This is a genomic window from Luteimonas sp. 8-5 (assembly GCF_029763755.1).
In the GTDB taxonomy this organism is placed as follows: Bacteria; Pseudomonadota; Gammaproteobacteria; order Xanthomonadales; family Xanthomonadaceae; genus Cognatiluteimonas.
Map to the genome: position 1 here is coordinate 1 of NZ_JARUVM010000015.1, position 14,835 is coordinate 14,835.

Genomic DNA, 14,835 nt, shown 5'->3' on the forward strand with positions numbered 1-14,835 from the left:
CACGGCCAGGCCGACGCTCGCCCCCGCGGTCTTGCCGCTGGCCAGCACCAGCACGCCGCCGAAGCCGACCAGCAACGCCAGCGCGCGTCGCCCGCTGATGCGCTCGCCGAAGAACAGCACCCCCACCAGCGCCGTGAACAACACGGTGAGCGCATTGGCGATGGCACCGACGCCGGCCGGCGCGCGTTCGGCCGCCCAGGCATAGAGGCTGAAGGGAATCGCGGAATTGATCGCGCCGATCATCGCCAGCTTCGGCCACAGGCGCAGCGGGAACCGCGAGCGCGCTCGCCACAGGAACGGCAGCAGGACCAGGGCGCCCAGGGCCAGCCGCACCTCGACCAGCGCCAGCGGCCCGAAATCCGGCGCCGCCACCCGCAGGAACATGAAGGAAGCGCCCCAGATCGCGCCCAGGACGATCAATTCCAGGGTCGCCGTGGGGTATCGCGCCGCCGCGGCGGGGAGGGAGGTGGCGCTGGCGACACTGTTCATGGGGAACTCCAGGAGAGCGGAATTGATGCCTGATGCCCATTTTCGGTGTCCTTGTGAGCCGCACAAGCGCATACTTCTGGCTACAGCCACTAATCCTGCTAGATGCTAAGATGATCCGTTCCGGATGGCTCCCCGCGCTCGCCGCCTTCGAGGCGGCGGCCCGGCACCAGAACTTCGCCCACGCCGCCGAGGAGCTCAGCCTCACCGCCGGCGCCGTCAGCCATCACGTGCGCAAGCTCGAAGCCTGGCTCGGGGTGCCGCTGTTCCGACGCCATGCGCGCGGCGTACTCCTGACGCCAGCCGGACGGCGCCTGGCCGACGCGGCGGGCAGCAGCCTGTCCGACCTCGACGCTGCCGTCCGCGGCGTGCGCGAGGCCCGCGACGAGCGCCGCGTGCGCATCGCCACCCTGCACTCGTGGTCGGTCGGCTGGTTGCTGCCGCGGCTGCCTGCGTTCGCTTCCGCGCATCCGGGGATCCGCATCGGCATCGAGACCGGCTATGCCCTGACCCGCTTCGACGATGGCGGCCCGGACCTGGGCGTGCGCTATGGCGGCGGCCAGTGGCCGGGGCTTTCGGCCCGCCTGCTTTACGAAGAGACCCTGTTTCCGGTCGCGGCGCCGGACATGCCCGGCGTCGAAACGCTGCGCACCCCGGAGGACGTCGCCGGCGCAAGCCTGATCGGCGATGCCGGACACCAGGGTTGGCCCGACTGGGCACGCGCGGCGAACGTGCGCCATGCCGCGCTCGACGAGCGCTACCGCTTCACCGATTCCAATGCCGCCCTCAACGCCGCCGCCAGCGGGCTCGGCGTCGCGTTGGCGCGCGAGCGCCTGGTTGCGCCGTTCCTCGCCTCCGGCCGGCTCGTGCGATTGCCCGGGCCGGCGATGCCGGCGCGCTGGAGCTACTACCTCATCCACCCTTCGCACCGACGCCTGGGCGACGACGCGCAGGCTTTCGCCGACTGGCTGCTGCGCGAAGCCGCCACGCCCTGACCCTACAATGCGCCGATGGCGATGTCCGACTCGCGCAAGGCCCTCCTGCAGATCCATTTCTGCGTGCTGCTGTGGGGCTTCACCGCGATCCTCGGCAAGCTGATTTCCCTGCCCGCGCTGCCGCTGACCTGGTGGCGCATGCTGCTGGTGGTGGCCGCCCTTGCCTGCGTGCCGCGGGTCTGGCGCGGGCTGCGTGCGATGCCGGCGCGACTGCGCTGGGCCTACGCCGGCATCGGCGTGCTGGTGGCGCTGCACTGGCTCACCTTCTACGGCTCGATCAAGCTCGCCAACGCGTCGGTCGGTGCGACCTGCATGGCGCTGGCCACGGTGTTCACCGCGCTGCTGGAGCCGAAGCTGGCCGGCCGCGCGTTCTCGCGGCGCGAGCTGGGCCTGGGCATCGCGGTGCTGCCGGGCGTGGCCCTGGTGGTCGGCGGGGTGCCCGGCGGCATGCGCCTGGGCATCGCGGTCGGCGCGATTTCGGCATTGCTGGTCGCGATCTTCGGTTCGCTCAACAAGCGCCTGGTCGAACGCGCCGACCCGATGACGATGACCGCGCTGGAGCTCGGTGCCGGGGCCCTCGCCCTGACCGCGCTGGCGCCGATGATGCCGCTGCTGTTCCCGGTGTTCGCCGGCGACCTGCTGGCCCTGCCGGGCCCGCGCGACGCGCTGCTGCTGCTGGCCCTGGCGCTGGCCTGCACCCTGCTTCCGTTCGTGCTGTCCCTGGTCGCCCTGCGCCACATGAGCGCCTTCGGCGCGCAGCTGGCGGTCAACCTGGAGCCGGTCTACGCCATCCTCCTGGCGATCATCCTGCTGGGCGAACAGCACGACCTGACCCCGGCCTTCTACGCAGGCGTGGCGATCATCCTGGCCGTGGTGCTGGCCTACCCCATGCTGGTCAGGCCGCGCCGGATCGAGCATGTCGAGGTCCTGGCCACGGGCGAATCGCGGGACGTCACCAGCGCCACCTGAGCGGGGGTATGCTCAGGCCGGCGCGCAAGCCGGGCGCCATCCACGACAAGGGGCCAGCAATGAATCCGACGACACAGGCCGACCTGGGCAAACTGGTACTGCGACTGACGCTGGGCATCCTGGTCCTGCTGCATGGCATCGCCAAGCTGCGGGGCGGGGTGGAGGGAATCGAAGGCATGCTCGTGGCGCACGGCCTACCGGGCGTGCTGGCCTACGGGGCGTTCGTCGGCGAGGTGCTCGCGCCCCTCGCGGTCATCGCCGGCTTCTACGGCCGCATCGGCGCGCTGCTGATCGTGGTCAACATGCTGTTCGCGATCGGCCTGGCGCACATGGGGCAGCTGGGGATGCTCAACGACCAGGGCGGCTGGATGCTGGAACTGCAGGGCATGTTCCTCGGCACCGCGATCGCCGTGGCCCTGATCGGCCCGGGGCGGTTCGGTGTCAACACCCGCTAGGAACCAAACGCGCATGCCCGTTGTCCAAACGGGCATGCTGCGCCGCGACTTCATCGCCGGATCCACCCTGGCCCTGGCCGGGCTTGCGCTGGGCTGCAGCCGCCGCAGCGATGCCGCCGTGGCGGCCGGCGGCCCGGTGCCGATCGTCGAATTCTCCGACGACGGCAAGCGCCTGCGCCTGGCCAGCCTGCCCCGGGTGGTGAAGACCGATGCCGAATGGCGTCGCCAGCTTTCGCCGCTGTCCTACACCGTGACCCGCCACGAGGGCACCGAGCGCGCCTTCACCGGCCCGCTGCTGGAAGAACACCGCAAGGGCGTGTTCCGCTGCCTGTGCTGCGACACCGCCCTGTTCGACTCCGCCACCAAGTTCGAATCCGGCACTGGCTGGCCCAGCTTCTGGCAACCGATTGCGCCGGAGAATGTCGTGGAAGACCGCGACTTCAGCCTGGGCATGGTCCGCACCGAGGTGGCCTGTGCGCGTTGCGACGCGCACCTGGGCCACGTGTTCAAGGATGGCCCCGAGCCGACCGGCCTGCGCTACTGCATGAACTCCGCGGCGCTGCGTTTCGCGCCAGCCGCTTGAAGGAGGTTTCAATGACCGTTTTCCGGTCCACGTTGTCCGCCGTCGCCGCCGCGGCGTTGCTGGCCGCCTGCAACCTTGCCGGCGCGCGCAGCAAGCCCGTCGCCCTGCCCGACCCCGCCGTCGACGTCGCCGCGAACCCGGCCGCGACGACGGAAACCGCGGTGTTCGCCGGTGGCTGCTTCTGGGGCGTCGAAGCGGTGTTCGAACACGTCCGCGGAGTGAAGTCGGCGGTATCCGGCTACTCCGGAGGCAGCGCGCCGAGTGCACGCTACCTGCTGGTCTCGACCGGGCGCACGGGGCATGCCGAGGCGGTGCGGGTGGTCTACGACCCGAAGCAGGTCAGCTACGGGCAACTGCTAAAGGTGTTCTTCTCGGTGGTCCACGACCCGACCCAGCTCGACCGACAGGGTCCGGACGTCGGGCCGCAGTACCGCTCGCAGATCTTTGCCGCGAACCGCGAGCAGCAGCGCGTCGCCGAGGCCTACATCGCCCAGCTCGAGGCCGCCCGTGCCTTCGCCGGCCCGATCGTCACCAAGGTCGCCCCGCTGGACGGCTTCCACCCTGCCGAAGCCCACCACCAGGACTACCTGGAGCACCATCCGGACGAGCCCTATATCGTCTACAACGACGCGCCCAAGCTGGTGCACCTGAAAAGGATGTTCCCGGCGTTGTATCGTGCGCCGCATGGCTGAGCATGATTCCGGCATCGATTTCGAGCTCGAGGGCGACTACGTCGAACTCAACCAGCTGCTGAAGCTGGTCGGGCTGGTCGACAGCGGCGGCGCCGGCAAGGCCCTGGTCGCCAGCGGCGAGGTCGAGGTCGACGGCGCGGTCGAACTGCGCAAGACCTGCAAGATCCGCGCCGGGCAGCAGGTGCGGGTGGCGGGCACGACGATCCGCGTCGCCGGGAGCGCTGCGTGAGCGCCGCCACCATCGCACTGCTTGTCGTTGCGGCCCTCGCGGCCTGGGCGGTGTTCGTGTTCAACCGCCTGGTGCGGCTGCGCAACCAGGTGCGTACCGCATGGGCCGACATCGACGTGCAGCTGCAACGCCGCCACGACCTGGTGCCCTCGCTGGTTGCGGCGGTGAAGGGCTATGCCGGGCACGAGCAGGCGCTGATGGAGTCGCTCACCGAGCTGCGTACCCAGGCGATGGCGGCGCAGTCCTCGCCGCAACGGCTGGAACCGATCGAGGACGCACTGCAGCAAGGATTGGACCGGCTGCTGGCGGTGGTCGAGGCGTATCCCGACCTCAAAGCCAGCGCCAACTTCATGCAGTTGCAGTCCGAACTGGTCGAGGTCGAGGAGCACCTGCAATACGCCCGACGCTTCTACAACGGCGCCGTGCGCGACTACGACAACGGATTGCAGCGCATACCCGACGTGGTGGTGGCGCGTGCCTTCGGCTTCCAGGACGCGGACTACTTCCAGGCCGGCGCGGAAGGGCGGGCACCGGTCGAGGTGGAGTTCGGGCAATGAAGGCCGCCGCCTGGCTGCGGCTGGCCCTGCCGTCGCTGCTGCTGGCGGCCACGCTCGCCACGCCGCTGCGGGCGCAGGAACGCATCCTCGCCTACGACAGCGAAGTGGTCGTGGCCGGGGACGGCAGCCTGGACGTCACCGAGCGCATCACCGTGCGCGCCGAGGGCTCGCAGATCCGCCGCGGCATCTATCGCGATTTCCCGACGCGTTACCGCGATCGCCACGGCAATCGCGTGATGGTCGGCCTGGAAGTGCTGGGCGTCAGCCGGAACGGCCGCCCTGAGCCGTGGTTCACCGAGCAGCGCGACAACGGCGTGCGCATCAACACCGGCAACGACGACTTCCTCGACGTGCCCGCCGACTACACCTTCGAACTGCATTACCGGACCACGCGCCAGCTCGGCTTCTTCGACGACCACGACGAGCTGTACTGGAATGCGATCGGCCACGGCTGGGCGTTCCCGATCGAACGCGGCAGCGTCGAGGTGCGGCTTCCGCAGGCGGTGCCGGTGGATGCGATGGAAGCGCTGGCGTACACCGGCGCCTACGGCGAGCGCGGGCAAGCGGCCAGCGCGAGCTTTCCCGCGCCCGGCATCGCCCGATGGTCGCTCTCCGGCCCGCTCGCCGCGGGCGAGGGCCTGACGATCGTGCTGTCGTTTCCGAAGGGCGTTGTCGCCGAACCGGACCGCATGCAGCGCATCGCGTGGTTCCTGCGCGACAACGCCGCGGTGCTGGTGGCATTGGCCGGACTGCTGCTGGTGGCCGCCTACTGCCTGCTGCGCTGGCACCGCGTCGGTCGCGACCCGCGCGGCGGCGTGATCATCGCGCGCTATGAACCGCCTGCGGGGCACACGCCGGGCGGCCTGCGCTACATGCTGAAGATGGCCCCCGACATGCGTGACTTCTCGGCCGACGTGCTGGCACTGGCGGTCGCCGGCGGCCTGCGCATCGAACGCGAGGACAAGGTGCTGAAGGATGCCTGGACCCTGCATCGGGTCGCCAGCCACACTCCGCCGCGCGATGGCCCGCTGGGTGCGCTGGCGGCGCGGCTGTTTGCCGGCGACAGGGACAGCATCGAGCTGGACAAGGCCAATGCGCTTGCGCTGCAGAAGGCCCGTGCCGCGCACTTCGAGGCGTTGAAGCGCCAGTACCAGCCCGCGATGTTCGACAGCAACGGCGAGAGCGTCGGCATCGCCGCGCTGGTCGGCGCGCTTGCGATCGGCGTCGCCTTCGGCATCAGCGGCGGTGCCGGCATCCCGTGGATCATCGGCTGCGCGCTGCTGATGTTCGCCATGGTGATCGCATTTGCCATCCTCGTGCGCGCGCCCACGCCGGCCGGGCGCAAGCTGCTGGACGAAATCGAAGGCCTGAAGCTCTACCTGGGCGTCGCCGAGAAGGACGACCTTGCGCGCATGCAGGGGCCGGGCGCCGAGCCGCGCCTGGATGCGGAGCGCTATGAAAGGCTGCTGCCCTACGCGGTAGCGCTCGAAGTCGAGGACGCCTGGACCGGCAAGTTCACCCTTGCCGTGGGCGCGGCGGCCGCGGCGGCCAGCGCCTCGGCCATCACCTGGTACCAGGGCGGCGCGATCACCGACATGGGCAGCTTCGCCAACAGCATCGGCAGCAGCCTCAGCAGCCGGATCGCCTCGTCGGCGACGCCGCCTGGCAGCAGTTCCGGAGGCGGCGGTGGCGGCTTCTCCGGCGGCGGTGGCGGGGGCGGTGGCGGCGGCGGCCGCTGAAGGCACACCCCGGTGTGATATTTCCCGCCCTGGTGCGAATCATGGTCCTGACACGCCACCGCACCCAGGACCGTAAATGGAACTTGCCACCGCCATGAGCGACGACGCCCGCGAGGACTTCGGCGAACTGCTGCAGCGCCATCGCGGCATCGTGTTCAAGGTCGCCAACAGCTATGCGCGCGATGCCGAAGACCGCGCCGACCTTGCCCAGGAGATCGCCGCGCAGCTGTGGCGGGCCTGGCCCAAGTACGACGAACGCCGTCCGGTCACCACCTGGATGTACCGGATCGCATTGAACGTCGGCATCTCGCACCTGCGCAGCCGCAGCCAGCGCGATCGGCACCAGGTGCCGCTGGAAGACGACGGCGTCGGCGCTGGCGCCGAAGCCGCCGGCACCGATCCCGACCTGCACGTCCTGCATCGGGTGATCGCCGCCCTGCCGCCGCTGGACCGCGCGCTGATGCTGCTTTATCTCGACGAGCGCAGCCACGGCGAGATCGCCGAAGTGCTGGGCATCACCGAAACCAATGTCGCCACCAGGGTCGGACGCCTCAAGCAGCGCATCCGCCAGCAACTCACCGGAGCCGCATGACCATGGAAACCAATGCAATGGAACTCGACGACCTCAAGTCCGCCTGGCGGGCACTGGATGCGCGCCTGGCCCGCCAAGACCGCCTGCAGCTGGAATTGCTGAAGGAACGGCGCGCCGATCGTGCCCGCCGCAACCTGCGTCCGCTGCTGGTCGGCATGACCCTGCAGGCGCTGCTCGGCGTCGGCCTGGTGGTGCTGGGTGTCGCCTGCTGGAGGCAGAACCTCGACGTTGCCGGCCTGTTCGCCGCCGGCGTCGCCCTGCATGCGTTCGGCGTGCTGCACGTCGCGCTGGCCGGCATCGTCGCCGCGCTGGCGATCAGCCTCGACCCCGGCGCACCCGTGCTCGCCATCCAGAAGCGACTGCGCCTGATGCTGCGCATGCAGGTACTCAATTCGAACGCCTGTGGCGCACCGTGGTGGATCATGTGGGTGGTCGTGGTGATCGGTTTCGCGGGGCTTTCCCACGCCCCGGCAGGCGCAGGCACGCCAGCCTGGGTCTGGATCAACCTCGCGATCGGAGCGGTCGGCGCCATCGCCACCTGGCTCTGGAGCGCACGCGCGACCCGCAAGCCGGGCAGCCTGTACGCCCGCATCGACGACGGCGCCGACGGCATCCGCCGCAACCTGCGCCTGTTCGACGACATCGAGGAGTTCGAGCGCGGCTGAGGTTCAGTCGTATTCGGAGAGCGGGCTCTCGGCGGGGCACTTGTCGTCGGGGAAGTCGTAGCGCTTGCGCAGCTCCATGCCGCAGTCGCCCATGCCTTCCACGTCCTGGCTGCTGCCGTCCTCGTTGGCCGCGCACTTGAGTTCGAACTCGCGCAGGAAGGCTTCGCGGCGATGCACGAAAGGCTCGCCGCACTTGCGCGCCAGGCGGATCCGCTCCAGGTCGTCCTGCACCGGGTTGCTGCCCGACAAGCCATAGGCGCGCAGTTCCTCGTCGGTCAACAGGCGCAGCGAACTGCTCGGCACGGTCATCATCATGTCCGCCACCGCGACGTCGGCGCCGTTGCGTGCGAAGTAACCCTTGATCCGGTCGTGCACCGCGCGCAGCTCCTGTTCCAGTTCGGCGCGCGTGGTCGCCTTCGAGTACAGGCGGATGATGCGATGGATGCCGACCGGACCGGACACCAGGCGGTTGTCGCCGGCGGCGAGGATGAACACGCAGGCGCTGTGGCACATGCCGCCTTCGCGCACCCAGATGGTCCAGTGGGTATTGGCGATGGTGTCGCCGGCGCGGATCGCGTCCTCGACCTGGCCGCCGGCCGAATCGATGTCGAGGATGCGCTTGTCGATCGCCATCCGCTCGGCCATCGCGGTCACCCGCTCGACCAGGTCGGCGAAGTCGGCGGCGACCTTGCCCTCGTAGCGCAGGCGCACGACGCCTGCCTCGCGGCATGGCGTCATCGCGTCGAGCACGCTGAGGAAGCCGAGGTCGACCAGGGACTGGCCGTCGCCGACTTCGACGTAGTCGGTGCTGCAGCTGATCGAGGCCTTGCCCGAGGTGAGCGTGGCCGGCGGCCATTTGGTGCCGCTGAGCACATCCTCGTCCATGGGCGGCGCGATGGCCGTCGGCGTGCTGATGATGGCCCCGCTGCCTTCCGCGGCCGCGGCGCTCGCGGTCGTGGGCAGCTCTTCGGCGGGTTCTGCAGGCGGCTTCTGGCACGCCGCCAGGACGAGCAGCGTCGAAACCAGGACGAACCACGCTTTTGACATGCCGGCGGATGGGTGAGGGAGGCGGGGCTTCCAGTCTAGGGGCTGGCGGCCTTCATCCGGCCCAACGGGTGTTAAATGCGCGCGCCCCCGCATGTTAGGGTTCCCGGCCATGAGCACTTCCACCTTCAGGATCGGCCTGGCGCTGCTGCTGGGCCTCGCATCCACCGGCGCCATCGCGCAGCAGGCCACCATCACCCGCGACGACTGGGGCATCGCCCACGTGCACGGCAGGACCGACGCCGACGCCGTGTTCGGCATGACCTACGCGCAGGCCGAGGACGACTTCAACCGGGTCGAGACCAACTACATCAACGCCATGGGCCGCCTGGCCGAGGCCGAGGGCGAAGCCGCGATCTGGCAGGACCTGCGGATGAAGCTGTTCATCGATCCGGCGGAGCTCCAGCGCTTGTACGCGCAGAGCCCGGATTGGCTGCGCAAGTTGATGGACGCCTGGGCCGCGGGCCTCAACCACTACCTGGACACGCACCCGGACGTGCAGCCGCGGGTCATCACCCGCTTCGAGCCGTGGATGGCGCTGAGCTTCAGCGAAGGCAGCATCGGCGGCGACATCGAACGGGTCTCGCTCAAGCAGCTGGCCGCGTTCTATGACAAGAACCATGGCGCCAACCCCGCCGCGGCCATCGCCTTCGCCGAACCGCCCCCGAGCTGGGCCGAACCCACCGGTTCGAACGGCATCGCGATCGCACCGAAGCTGACCGCGGGCGGCAACGCCCTGCTGCTGATCAACCCGCACACCTCGTTCTTCTTCCGCTCCGAGCTGCACATGACCAGCGACGAAGGCCTGGACGCCTACGGTGCGGTCACCTGGGGCCAGTTCTTCATTTACCAGGGCTTCAACCGCCACATCGGCTGGATGCACACCTCCAGTGGCGTCGACGTGGTCGACGAGTTTGCCGAAACCATCGTCCGCGACGACGGCAAACTGGCCTATCGCTACGGCGATGAACTGCGGGCTGTGACCACGCGGCAGATCGTCGTTCCCTACCGCGCCGCCGACGGCAGCATGGCGCAGCGCACCTTCACCGCCTACTTCACCCACCACGGCCCGATCGTGCGCGAGGAAGGCGGCAAGTGGATCGCCACCGCGCTGATGAACACCCCGCTGGAAGCGCTGCAGCAGAGTTGGCAGCGGACGAAGGCCACCGACCTGGCCAGCTACCTCGAGGTGGCGGAACTCAAGGCCAATTCCTCGAACAACACCCTGTTCGCCAGCGACAAGGGTGAGATCGCCTACCTGCATCCGCAGTTCATCCCGGTGCGCGACGACCGCTTCGACTACACGAAACCGGTCGACGGCAGCGACCCGGCCACGGACTGGAAGGGCCTGCATGCGATCGCCGATGCGCCCAACGTCATCGGCCCGCCCAACGGCTGGGTGATGAACACCAACAACTGGCCCTACTCGGCCGCCGCGGAATTCAGCCCCAAGCCCGCCGACTACCCGCGCTACATGGATACGTTCGGCGAGAACCCGCGCGGTATCCACGCCACCGCGCTGCTGACCGGCCTGCGCGATGCCACCCTGCCCTCGCTGATCGCCGACGCCTACGATCCATGGCTGCCCGCGTTCGAGCAGCTGCTGCCGGTGTTGGTCGCCGACTTCGATGCGCTGCCGGCTGGCGACGCGCGCGAGGCCAGGCTGGCCGGACCCATCGCCCTGCTGCGCGACTGGGACTACCGCTGGAACATCGCCTCGATGCCGACCTCGCTCGCAGTGTTCTGGGGCGATGCGCTATGGGACGACGTCGCCGGCAAGGCGCGCGCGGCCGGCAAGTCGGTCTACGACTACATGGCCACGGAGGCCGGTCCGCAGGCGCGGCTGGCCGCGCTCTCGAGCGCGGTCGAACGCCTGGAGCAGGATTTCGGCAGCTGGGGCACGGCCTGGGGCGAGATCAACCGCTACCAGCGCAACGACGGCGCGATCGTGCAGGTGTTCGACGACGCCAGGCCGAGCATCCCGGTGCCGTTCACCTCGGCGCGCTGGGGCTCGCTGGCCTCGTTCGGCGCGCATCGCTGGCCGGGCACGAAGCGCTACTACGGCACCAGCGGCAACAGCTTCGTTGCCGCGGTGGAGTTCGGCGACAAGGTCAGCGCGCGCGCGGTGACCGCGGGCGGCGAAAGCGGCGACCCGGCGTCGCCGCACTTCAACGACCAGGCCGAGCGTTACAGCACCGGCAACCTGCGCCAGGTGTACTTCTGGCCCGAACAACTCGAAGGCCACACGGAAAAGGTCTACCGGGTCGGCACCCGCTGACTCAGAAGAACTGCTTGTCCGTGCAGCCGACGTCCCCGGCCTGCTGGTCTCCGCCCGGGTAGTACAGGAAGTCCACCCGCGCGGTGTAGGTCCCGGGATCGTCCTCGTTCCCGCCGGCGCGGGGCAATCCCTTGAGGCTGCATTTCGACTTCGGAGCAGCCGGGCACTTGTCCAGGTAACGCAGGACCACGTTGCCCGGCCCGGCCTGTTGCGTGATCCCCAGGCCTGCTTCGCAGAACTCGACGAAGTCGGCCTGCGCCACGCCGTGGTTCTCCACGCACTGGTCGATGTTCGCGGTCGGTCCCATCGGCTGGCCGTTCGGCCAGACCGGCTGCGACTTGCCGCGCGCATGGCAGGCAGCCGAGCTGCGGTCGCCGATGATCCGCGGTTCGTCCGGCGGCAGCGTTTCGATCGGCTCGGCATTGGCAGACATCGCCTTGAGGCCGTCGATGTGCTGCTTCAGGCACGCCATCTGTGCGTCCAGGCCCTCCAGCTTCGTGCAATCCATCGGTTCGCCCGCCGCAGACTCCTGCGCCGTCGCCGCGCCGGGCACGCACACCGCAAGGACCGCCCCCAGGATCAGGATTCGCATGCACCACCTCCCATTGACATTCAGAAGGGCAGAACGCGCGATCCGGGATTCAGAGGACAGGTGCCTGCAACGACCAGAATGGGATGTGGCGCCGCAGGCGAAAACCCATCCTCTCGTAGAGCAGCCTGGCCCGCGTGTTGTCGGGACTGACGTGCAGGAACGGCAAGCGTCCCTGCGCCAGGGTCTGGTTGGTGAGCCACGCCGTCAGGCGCCGCGCGTAACCCAGGCCGTTGAAGTCGGGGTGGGTGCAGATCGCGCTCATCTCGATGTCGGCACCCGTGCCCAGGCGCTCGCCGATCATCGCCGCCAGGCGGCCCTCGCGGTAGATGCCGAAGTATCGCCCCAGGTCCATCGTCCGCGCGCGGAAATAGTGCGGATAGACCAGCGCGGTCAGCGCCAGCACGTCGTCGCGGTGTCGCTGGCCCAGTTCGATGATCTCCGGGCCGGGTACGACCTCCAGCGGCGCATCGCAGGCCATCTGCGCCAGGTCGCCGAGGGCCTGCAGCGTCCAGCCCGATGGCAACCCGGCCGGTGCGATACCGAGCAGCAGGACCGTCTCGCCAGGCGCCACCAGCTTCGCCAGCGCAGCGGCCGCGTCGGCATCGGCGCTGGCCACGCCCAGGAACGGCGCGAACTCGGGGGGATAGCGCGCCACGTCTCCATCGCGCAGGGCCACGGCCCAATGCCGGGTCGCCAGCGCCGACCAGAAGGGGTTGTCGAGGGGGTCTGGCCCATTCATGGGCGCGATTACATCACGGCCGTGACGCCGGCCCAACATCGATCGGCTATCGTCATTCCCCGCCACCAGAGCAGGAGACCGGACATGTCCTATATCGATGGGTGCGTGATCGCAGTGCCAGACGCCAACCGCGGGAAGTTCATCGAATATGCGCGCCAGTTCGACCCGATGTTCATCGAGTTCGGCGCCATCCGTGTCATCGAGTGCTGGGGAGACGACGTCCCGGACGGCAAGGTCACCGACTTCCGCCGCGCGGTGCAGGCGAAGGAAGGCGAGTCCGTGGTGTTTTCATGGATCGAGTGGCCGGACAAGGCGACCCGCGACGCCGGCATGGAAAAGATGATGGAGGATCCGCGCATGGACATGGAGAAGAACCCCATGCCCTACGACGGCAAGCGCATGATCTACGGCGGATTCGCGCCGGTCTTCGAGCTCGCCTGAGCCGGACGCAGCAGCGGCTCGAGCGCCTTCCACACGTGGTCGAGCAGCTGCGGCTGCACGACCGCGGTTGGATGCAGGTTGTCGGCCTGGAATGCGTCGCGCTCGGCTGCGATGGGCTCGAGCAGGAACGGCAGCAGCGTCGCCCCACCCTCCTTCGCAACGACACGGTAGTTGGCTTCGAAGCCCTCCGTGTATTCGCGTCCCAGGTTGGGCGGCATGCGCATGCCGACCAGCAGGACCTTGGCGCCCGCCTTGCGCGAGGCCGCGACCATCTTCGCCAGGTTGGCGCGGGTCTGCGCCAGCGGCAGTCCGCGCAGGCCGTCGTTCGCGCCCAGCGCGATTACCACCACCTCCGGTTGCGTGCGCGCCAGCGCCGCATCGATGCGGGAGACACCGCCGGCAGTGGTCTCGCCGCTGATGCTGGCGTTGGCCACCGTCCATCCCGGGTGCCCTGCCTGCAGGCGCTCGCCCAGCAGCGAGACCCAGCCCTGCGACGCCGCCATCCCGTAGCCTGCCGAGAGCGAATCGCCCATTACCAGCACCGTGTGCCCCGGGCGCGCGGTGGCCGCGAATGCGAACAGCAGCACGAACAAGCCTATGGCCCATTGCATCCGCGGGCGTCGTGCCGCATATCTGGTCGGGTTCATTGCCGGATCCGATACCTTCGAGGACCTCATTTTGACCGATGTTTCCTTAGCCGGGCATGGCTCGGCCCTGCGGGCCCAGGGACTGGGCAAGCGCGTTTCCCTCCCGGATGGAGAGCTGGTGATCCTGGAGGACATCGATTTCCGCATCGACCATGGCGACACCGTGGCCGTGGTCGGCGCCTCCGGTTCGGGCAAGAGCACCCTGCTCTCCCTGCTCGCCGGCCTGGACCTGCCCAGCGCGGGCACGGTGCACCTGGACGGCGCCGCACTGGCGCAACTCGACGAGGACGGCCGCGCCAGGGTGCGCGGCGACAAGGTCGGCTTCGTTTTCCAGAGCTTCCAGCTGCTGCCCTCGCTGACGGCACTGGAGAACGTGATGCTGCCGCTGGAACTGCGCGGCGACCGCGACGCCGAGGGGCCGGCGCGCGCCATCCTCGAAAAGGTCGGGCTGGGGCAGCGCCTCGGCCACTATCCGCGGCAGTTGTCCGGCGGCGAGCAGCAGCGCGTCGCCCTGGCACGCGCCTTCGTCACCGAGCCCTCGCTGCTGTTCGCGGATGAGCCGACCGGCAACCTCGACACCCATACCGGCGAGGCGATCATCGAACTGCTGTTCGCGCTCAACCAGGACGCCGGTACCACCCTGGTGCTGGTGACCCACGACGAACACCTGGCCGCGCGTTGCGGCCGGCGCCTGCGACTGGACAGCGGCCGCCTGGTTTCCGGTCCGGCAGCCGACGAATGAGGGCCGCCGGACTCGCCTGGCGCCAGCTGCGCCGGGACATCGCCGCCGGCGACGTGCGCATCCTCATCGCTGCGCTGGTACTCGCGGTCGTGGCCGTGACCGCGGTGGGCTTCGTCACCGACCGCGCCGAGCGCGCGCTGGCCTTGCAGGCCAACACCCTGCTCGGCGGCGATGCCGTGGTCCGGGGCGACGCCCCGGTCACCGGCGCGATCGCCGAAGCCGCTCGCGCTCAGGGACTGCAGAGCACGCAGCGGGTGGAACTGACGACCATGGTGCGCGTCGGCAGCGGCGACGACTCCCGCCTGCAGATGGGCGAGCTGCACGCGCTCGGCGCAGGCTATCCGCTGCGCGGCACGATCCGCCTGCTCGCCGAGGACGGCAGCGAGCACG

At 69.4% G+C, this 14,835-nt stretch carries 18 protein-coding genes and 1 pseudogene; 14 read left to right on the forward strand and 5 right to left on the reverse strand.

Going from position 1 to position 14,835, the window contains the following annotated elements:
• Positions 1-489: DMT family transporter (locus tag QAA18_RS03200; RefSeq protein WP_279410958.1), on the reverse strand; the 489-nt coding region annotated here is incomplete at its 3' end.
• Between the two features lie 110 nt (positions 490-599).
• On the opposite strand from QAA18_RS03200, the gene QAA18_RS03205 reads away from it, so the two are divergent.
• The 10 genes from QAA18_RS03205 (at position 600) to QAA18_RS03250 (ending at position 7,962) form a co-directional block, all read left to right on the forward strand.
• Positions 600-1,481 carry a LysR substrate-binding domain-containing protein gene (locus tag QAA18_RS03205; RefSeq protein WP_279410959.1) on the forward strand — a complete coding sequence of 294 codons (882 nt, stop codon included), beginning with the start codon at positions 600-602 and terminating at the stop codon, positions 1,479-1,481.
• A 15-nt stretch (positions 1,482-1,496) separates the two neighbouring features.
• Positions 1,497-2,450, forward strand: coding sequence for a DMT family transporter (locus tag QAA18_RS03210; protein ID WP_279410961.1), 954 nt, complete (start codon positions 1,497-1,499; stop codon positions 2,448-2,450).
• Between the two features lie 59 nt (positions 2,451-2,509).
• A complete protein-coding gene (locus QAA18_RS03215) occupies positions 2,510-2,905 on the forward strand; it encodes a DoxX family protein (protein WP_279410962.1) in 396 nt (131 codons plus the stop codon).
• A gap of 13 nt (positions 2,906-2,918) precedes the next feature.
• Positions 2,919-3,488 carry a peptide-methionine (R)-S-oxide reductase MsrB gene (gene msrB / locus QAA18_RS03220; RefSeq protein ID WP_279410963.1) on the forward strand — a complete coding sequence of 190 codons (570 nt, stop codon included), beginning with the start codon at positions 2,919-2,921 and terminating at the stop codon, positions 3,486-3,488.
• Positions 3,489-3,499: 11 nt separating this feature from the next.
• Positions 3,500-4,180, forward strand: a complete 681-nt coding sequence (gene msrA, locus QAA18_RS03225) for a peptide-methionine (S)-S-oxide reductase MsrA (protein WP_279410965.1) — start codon at positions 3,500-3,502, stop codon at positions 4,178-4,180.
• The gene (locus QAA18_RS03230) at positions 4,173-4,409 is read left to right on the forward strand and encodes an RNA-binding S4 domain-containing protein (RefSeq protein WP_279410966.1); all 237 of its coding nucleotides are present in this window, start codon (positions 4,173-4,175) and stop codon (positions 4,407-4,409) included. Before msrA ends, QAA18_RS03230 begins: the two co-directional genes overlap by 8 nt.
• On the forward strand, positions 4,406-4,966 hold the full coding sequence (locus QAA18_RS03235) for a LemA family protein (RefSeq protein ID WP_279410968.1): 561 nt from the start codon (positions 4,406-4,408) through the stop codon (positions 4,964-4,966). Before QAA18_RS03230 ends, QAA18_RS03235 begins: the two co-directional genes overlap by 4 nt.
• Complete coding sequence (locus tag QAA18_RS03240; protein ID WP_279410969.1) at positions 4,963-6,705, forward strand: DUF2207 domain-containing protein; 1,743 nt, start codon at positions 4,963-4,965, stop codon at positions 6,703-6,705. Before QAA18_RS03235 ends, QAA18_RS03240 begins: the two co-directional genes overlap by 4 nt.
• A 76-nt stretch (positions 6,706-6,781) precedes the next feature.
• Positions 6,782-7,297 carry a sigma-70 family RNA polymerase sigma factor gene (locus tag QAA18_RS03245; RefSeq protein WP_279410971.1) on the forward strand — a complete coding sequence of 172 codons (516 nt, stop codon included), beginning with the start codon at positions 6,782-6,784 and terminating at the stop codon, positions 7,295-7,297.
• A gap of 2 nt (positions 7,298-7,299) precedes the next feature.
• On the forward strand, positions 7,300-7,962 hold the full coding sequence (locus QAA18_RS03250) for a serine/threonine protein kinase (protein ID WP_279410972.1): 663 nt from the start codon (positions 7,300-7,302) through the stop codon (positions 7,960-7,962).
• Between the two features lie 3 nt (positions 7,963-7,965).
• Here QAA18_RS03250 and QAA18_RS03255 read toward each other — a convergent pair whose 3' ends face one another.
• Positions 7,966-9,009: an ATP-dependent Clp protease proteolytic subunit gene (locus tag QAA18_RS03255; protein WP_279410974.1), complete on the reverse strand. Its 1,044-nt coding sequence runs from the start codon at positions 9,007-9,009 to the stop codon at positions 7,966-7,968.
• Between the two features lie 109 nt (positions 9,010-9,118).
• Here QAA18_RS03255 and QAA18_RS03260 point away from each other — a divergent pair, with 109 nt between their 5' ends.
• On the forward strand, positions 9,119-11,284 hold the full coding sequence (locus QAA18_RS03260) for a penicillin acylase family protein (RefSeq protein WP_279410976.1): 2,166 nt from the start codon (positions 9,119-9,121) through the stop codon (positions 11,282-11,284).
• A gap of 1 nt (position 11,285) precedes the next feature.
• On the opposite strand, the gene QAA18_RS03265 is transcribed toward QAA18_RS03260, so the two are convergent.
• Together QAA18_RS03265 and QAA18_RS03270 are read right to left on the reverse strand one after the other, a co-directional pair.
• Positions 11,286-11,876 (reverse strand): hypothetical protein, encoded by a 591-nt coding sequence (locus QAA18_RS03265; protein ID WP_279410978.1) that lies wholly within the window; start codon positions 11,874-11,876, stop codon positions 11,286-11,288.
• A 49-nt stretch (positions 11,877-11,925) separates the two neighbouring features.
• Positions 11,926-12,615 (reverse strand): GNAT family N-acetyltransferase, encoded by a 690-nt coding sequence (locus QAA18_RS03270; protein ID WP_279410980.1) that lies wholly within the window; start codon positions 12,613-12,615, stop codon positions 11,926-11,928.
• 84 nt (positions 12,616-12,699) lie between these two features.
• Between QAA18_RS03270 and QAA18_RS03275 the strand changes: the two genes are divergently transcribed.
• Positions 12,700-13,056 carry a DUF1428 domain-containing protein gene (locus QAA18_RS03275; protein WP_279410981.1) on the forward strand — a complete coding sequence of 119 codons (357 nt, stop codon included), beginning with the start codon at positions 12,700-12,702 and terminating at the stop codon, positions 13,054-13,056.
• Here QAA18_RS03275 and QAA18_RS03280 read toward each other — a convergent pair.
• Positions 13,020-13,703 carry an arylesterase gene (locus QAA18_RS03280; RefSeq protein ID WP_279410983.1) on the reverse strand — a complete coding sequence of 228 codons (684 nt, stop codon included), beginning with the start codon at positions 13,701-13,703 and terminating at the stop codon, positions 13,020-13,022. The genes QAA18_RS03275 and QAA18_RS03280 overlap by 37 nt on opposite strands.
• Before the next feature lie 67 nt (positions 13,704-13,770).
• Here QAA18_RS03280 and QAA18_RS03285 point away from each other — a divergent pair, with 67 nt between their 5' ends.
• Positions 13,771-14,445: an ATP-binding cassette domain-containing protein gene (locus QAA18_RS03285; protein WP_343226736.1), complete on the forward strand. Its 675-nt coding sequence runs from the start codon at positions 13,771-13,773 to the stop codon at positions 14,443-14,445.
• Positions 14,442-14,835: pseudogene (locus tag QAA18_RS03290) on the forward strand (permease); the annotation flags it as partial. The gene QAA18_RS03285 and the pseudogene QAA18_RS03290, both read left to right, overlap by 4 nt.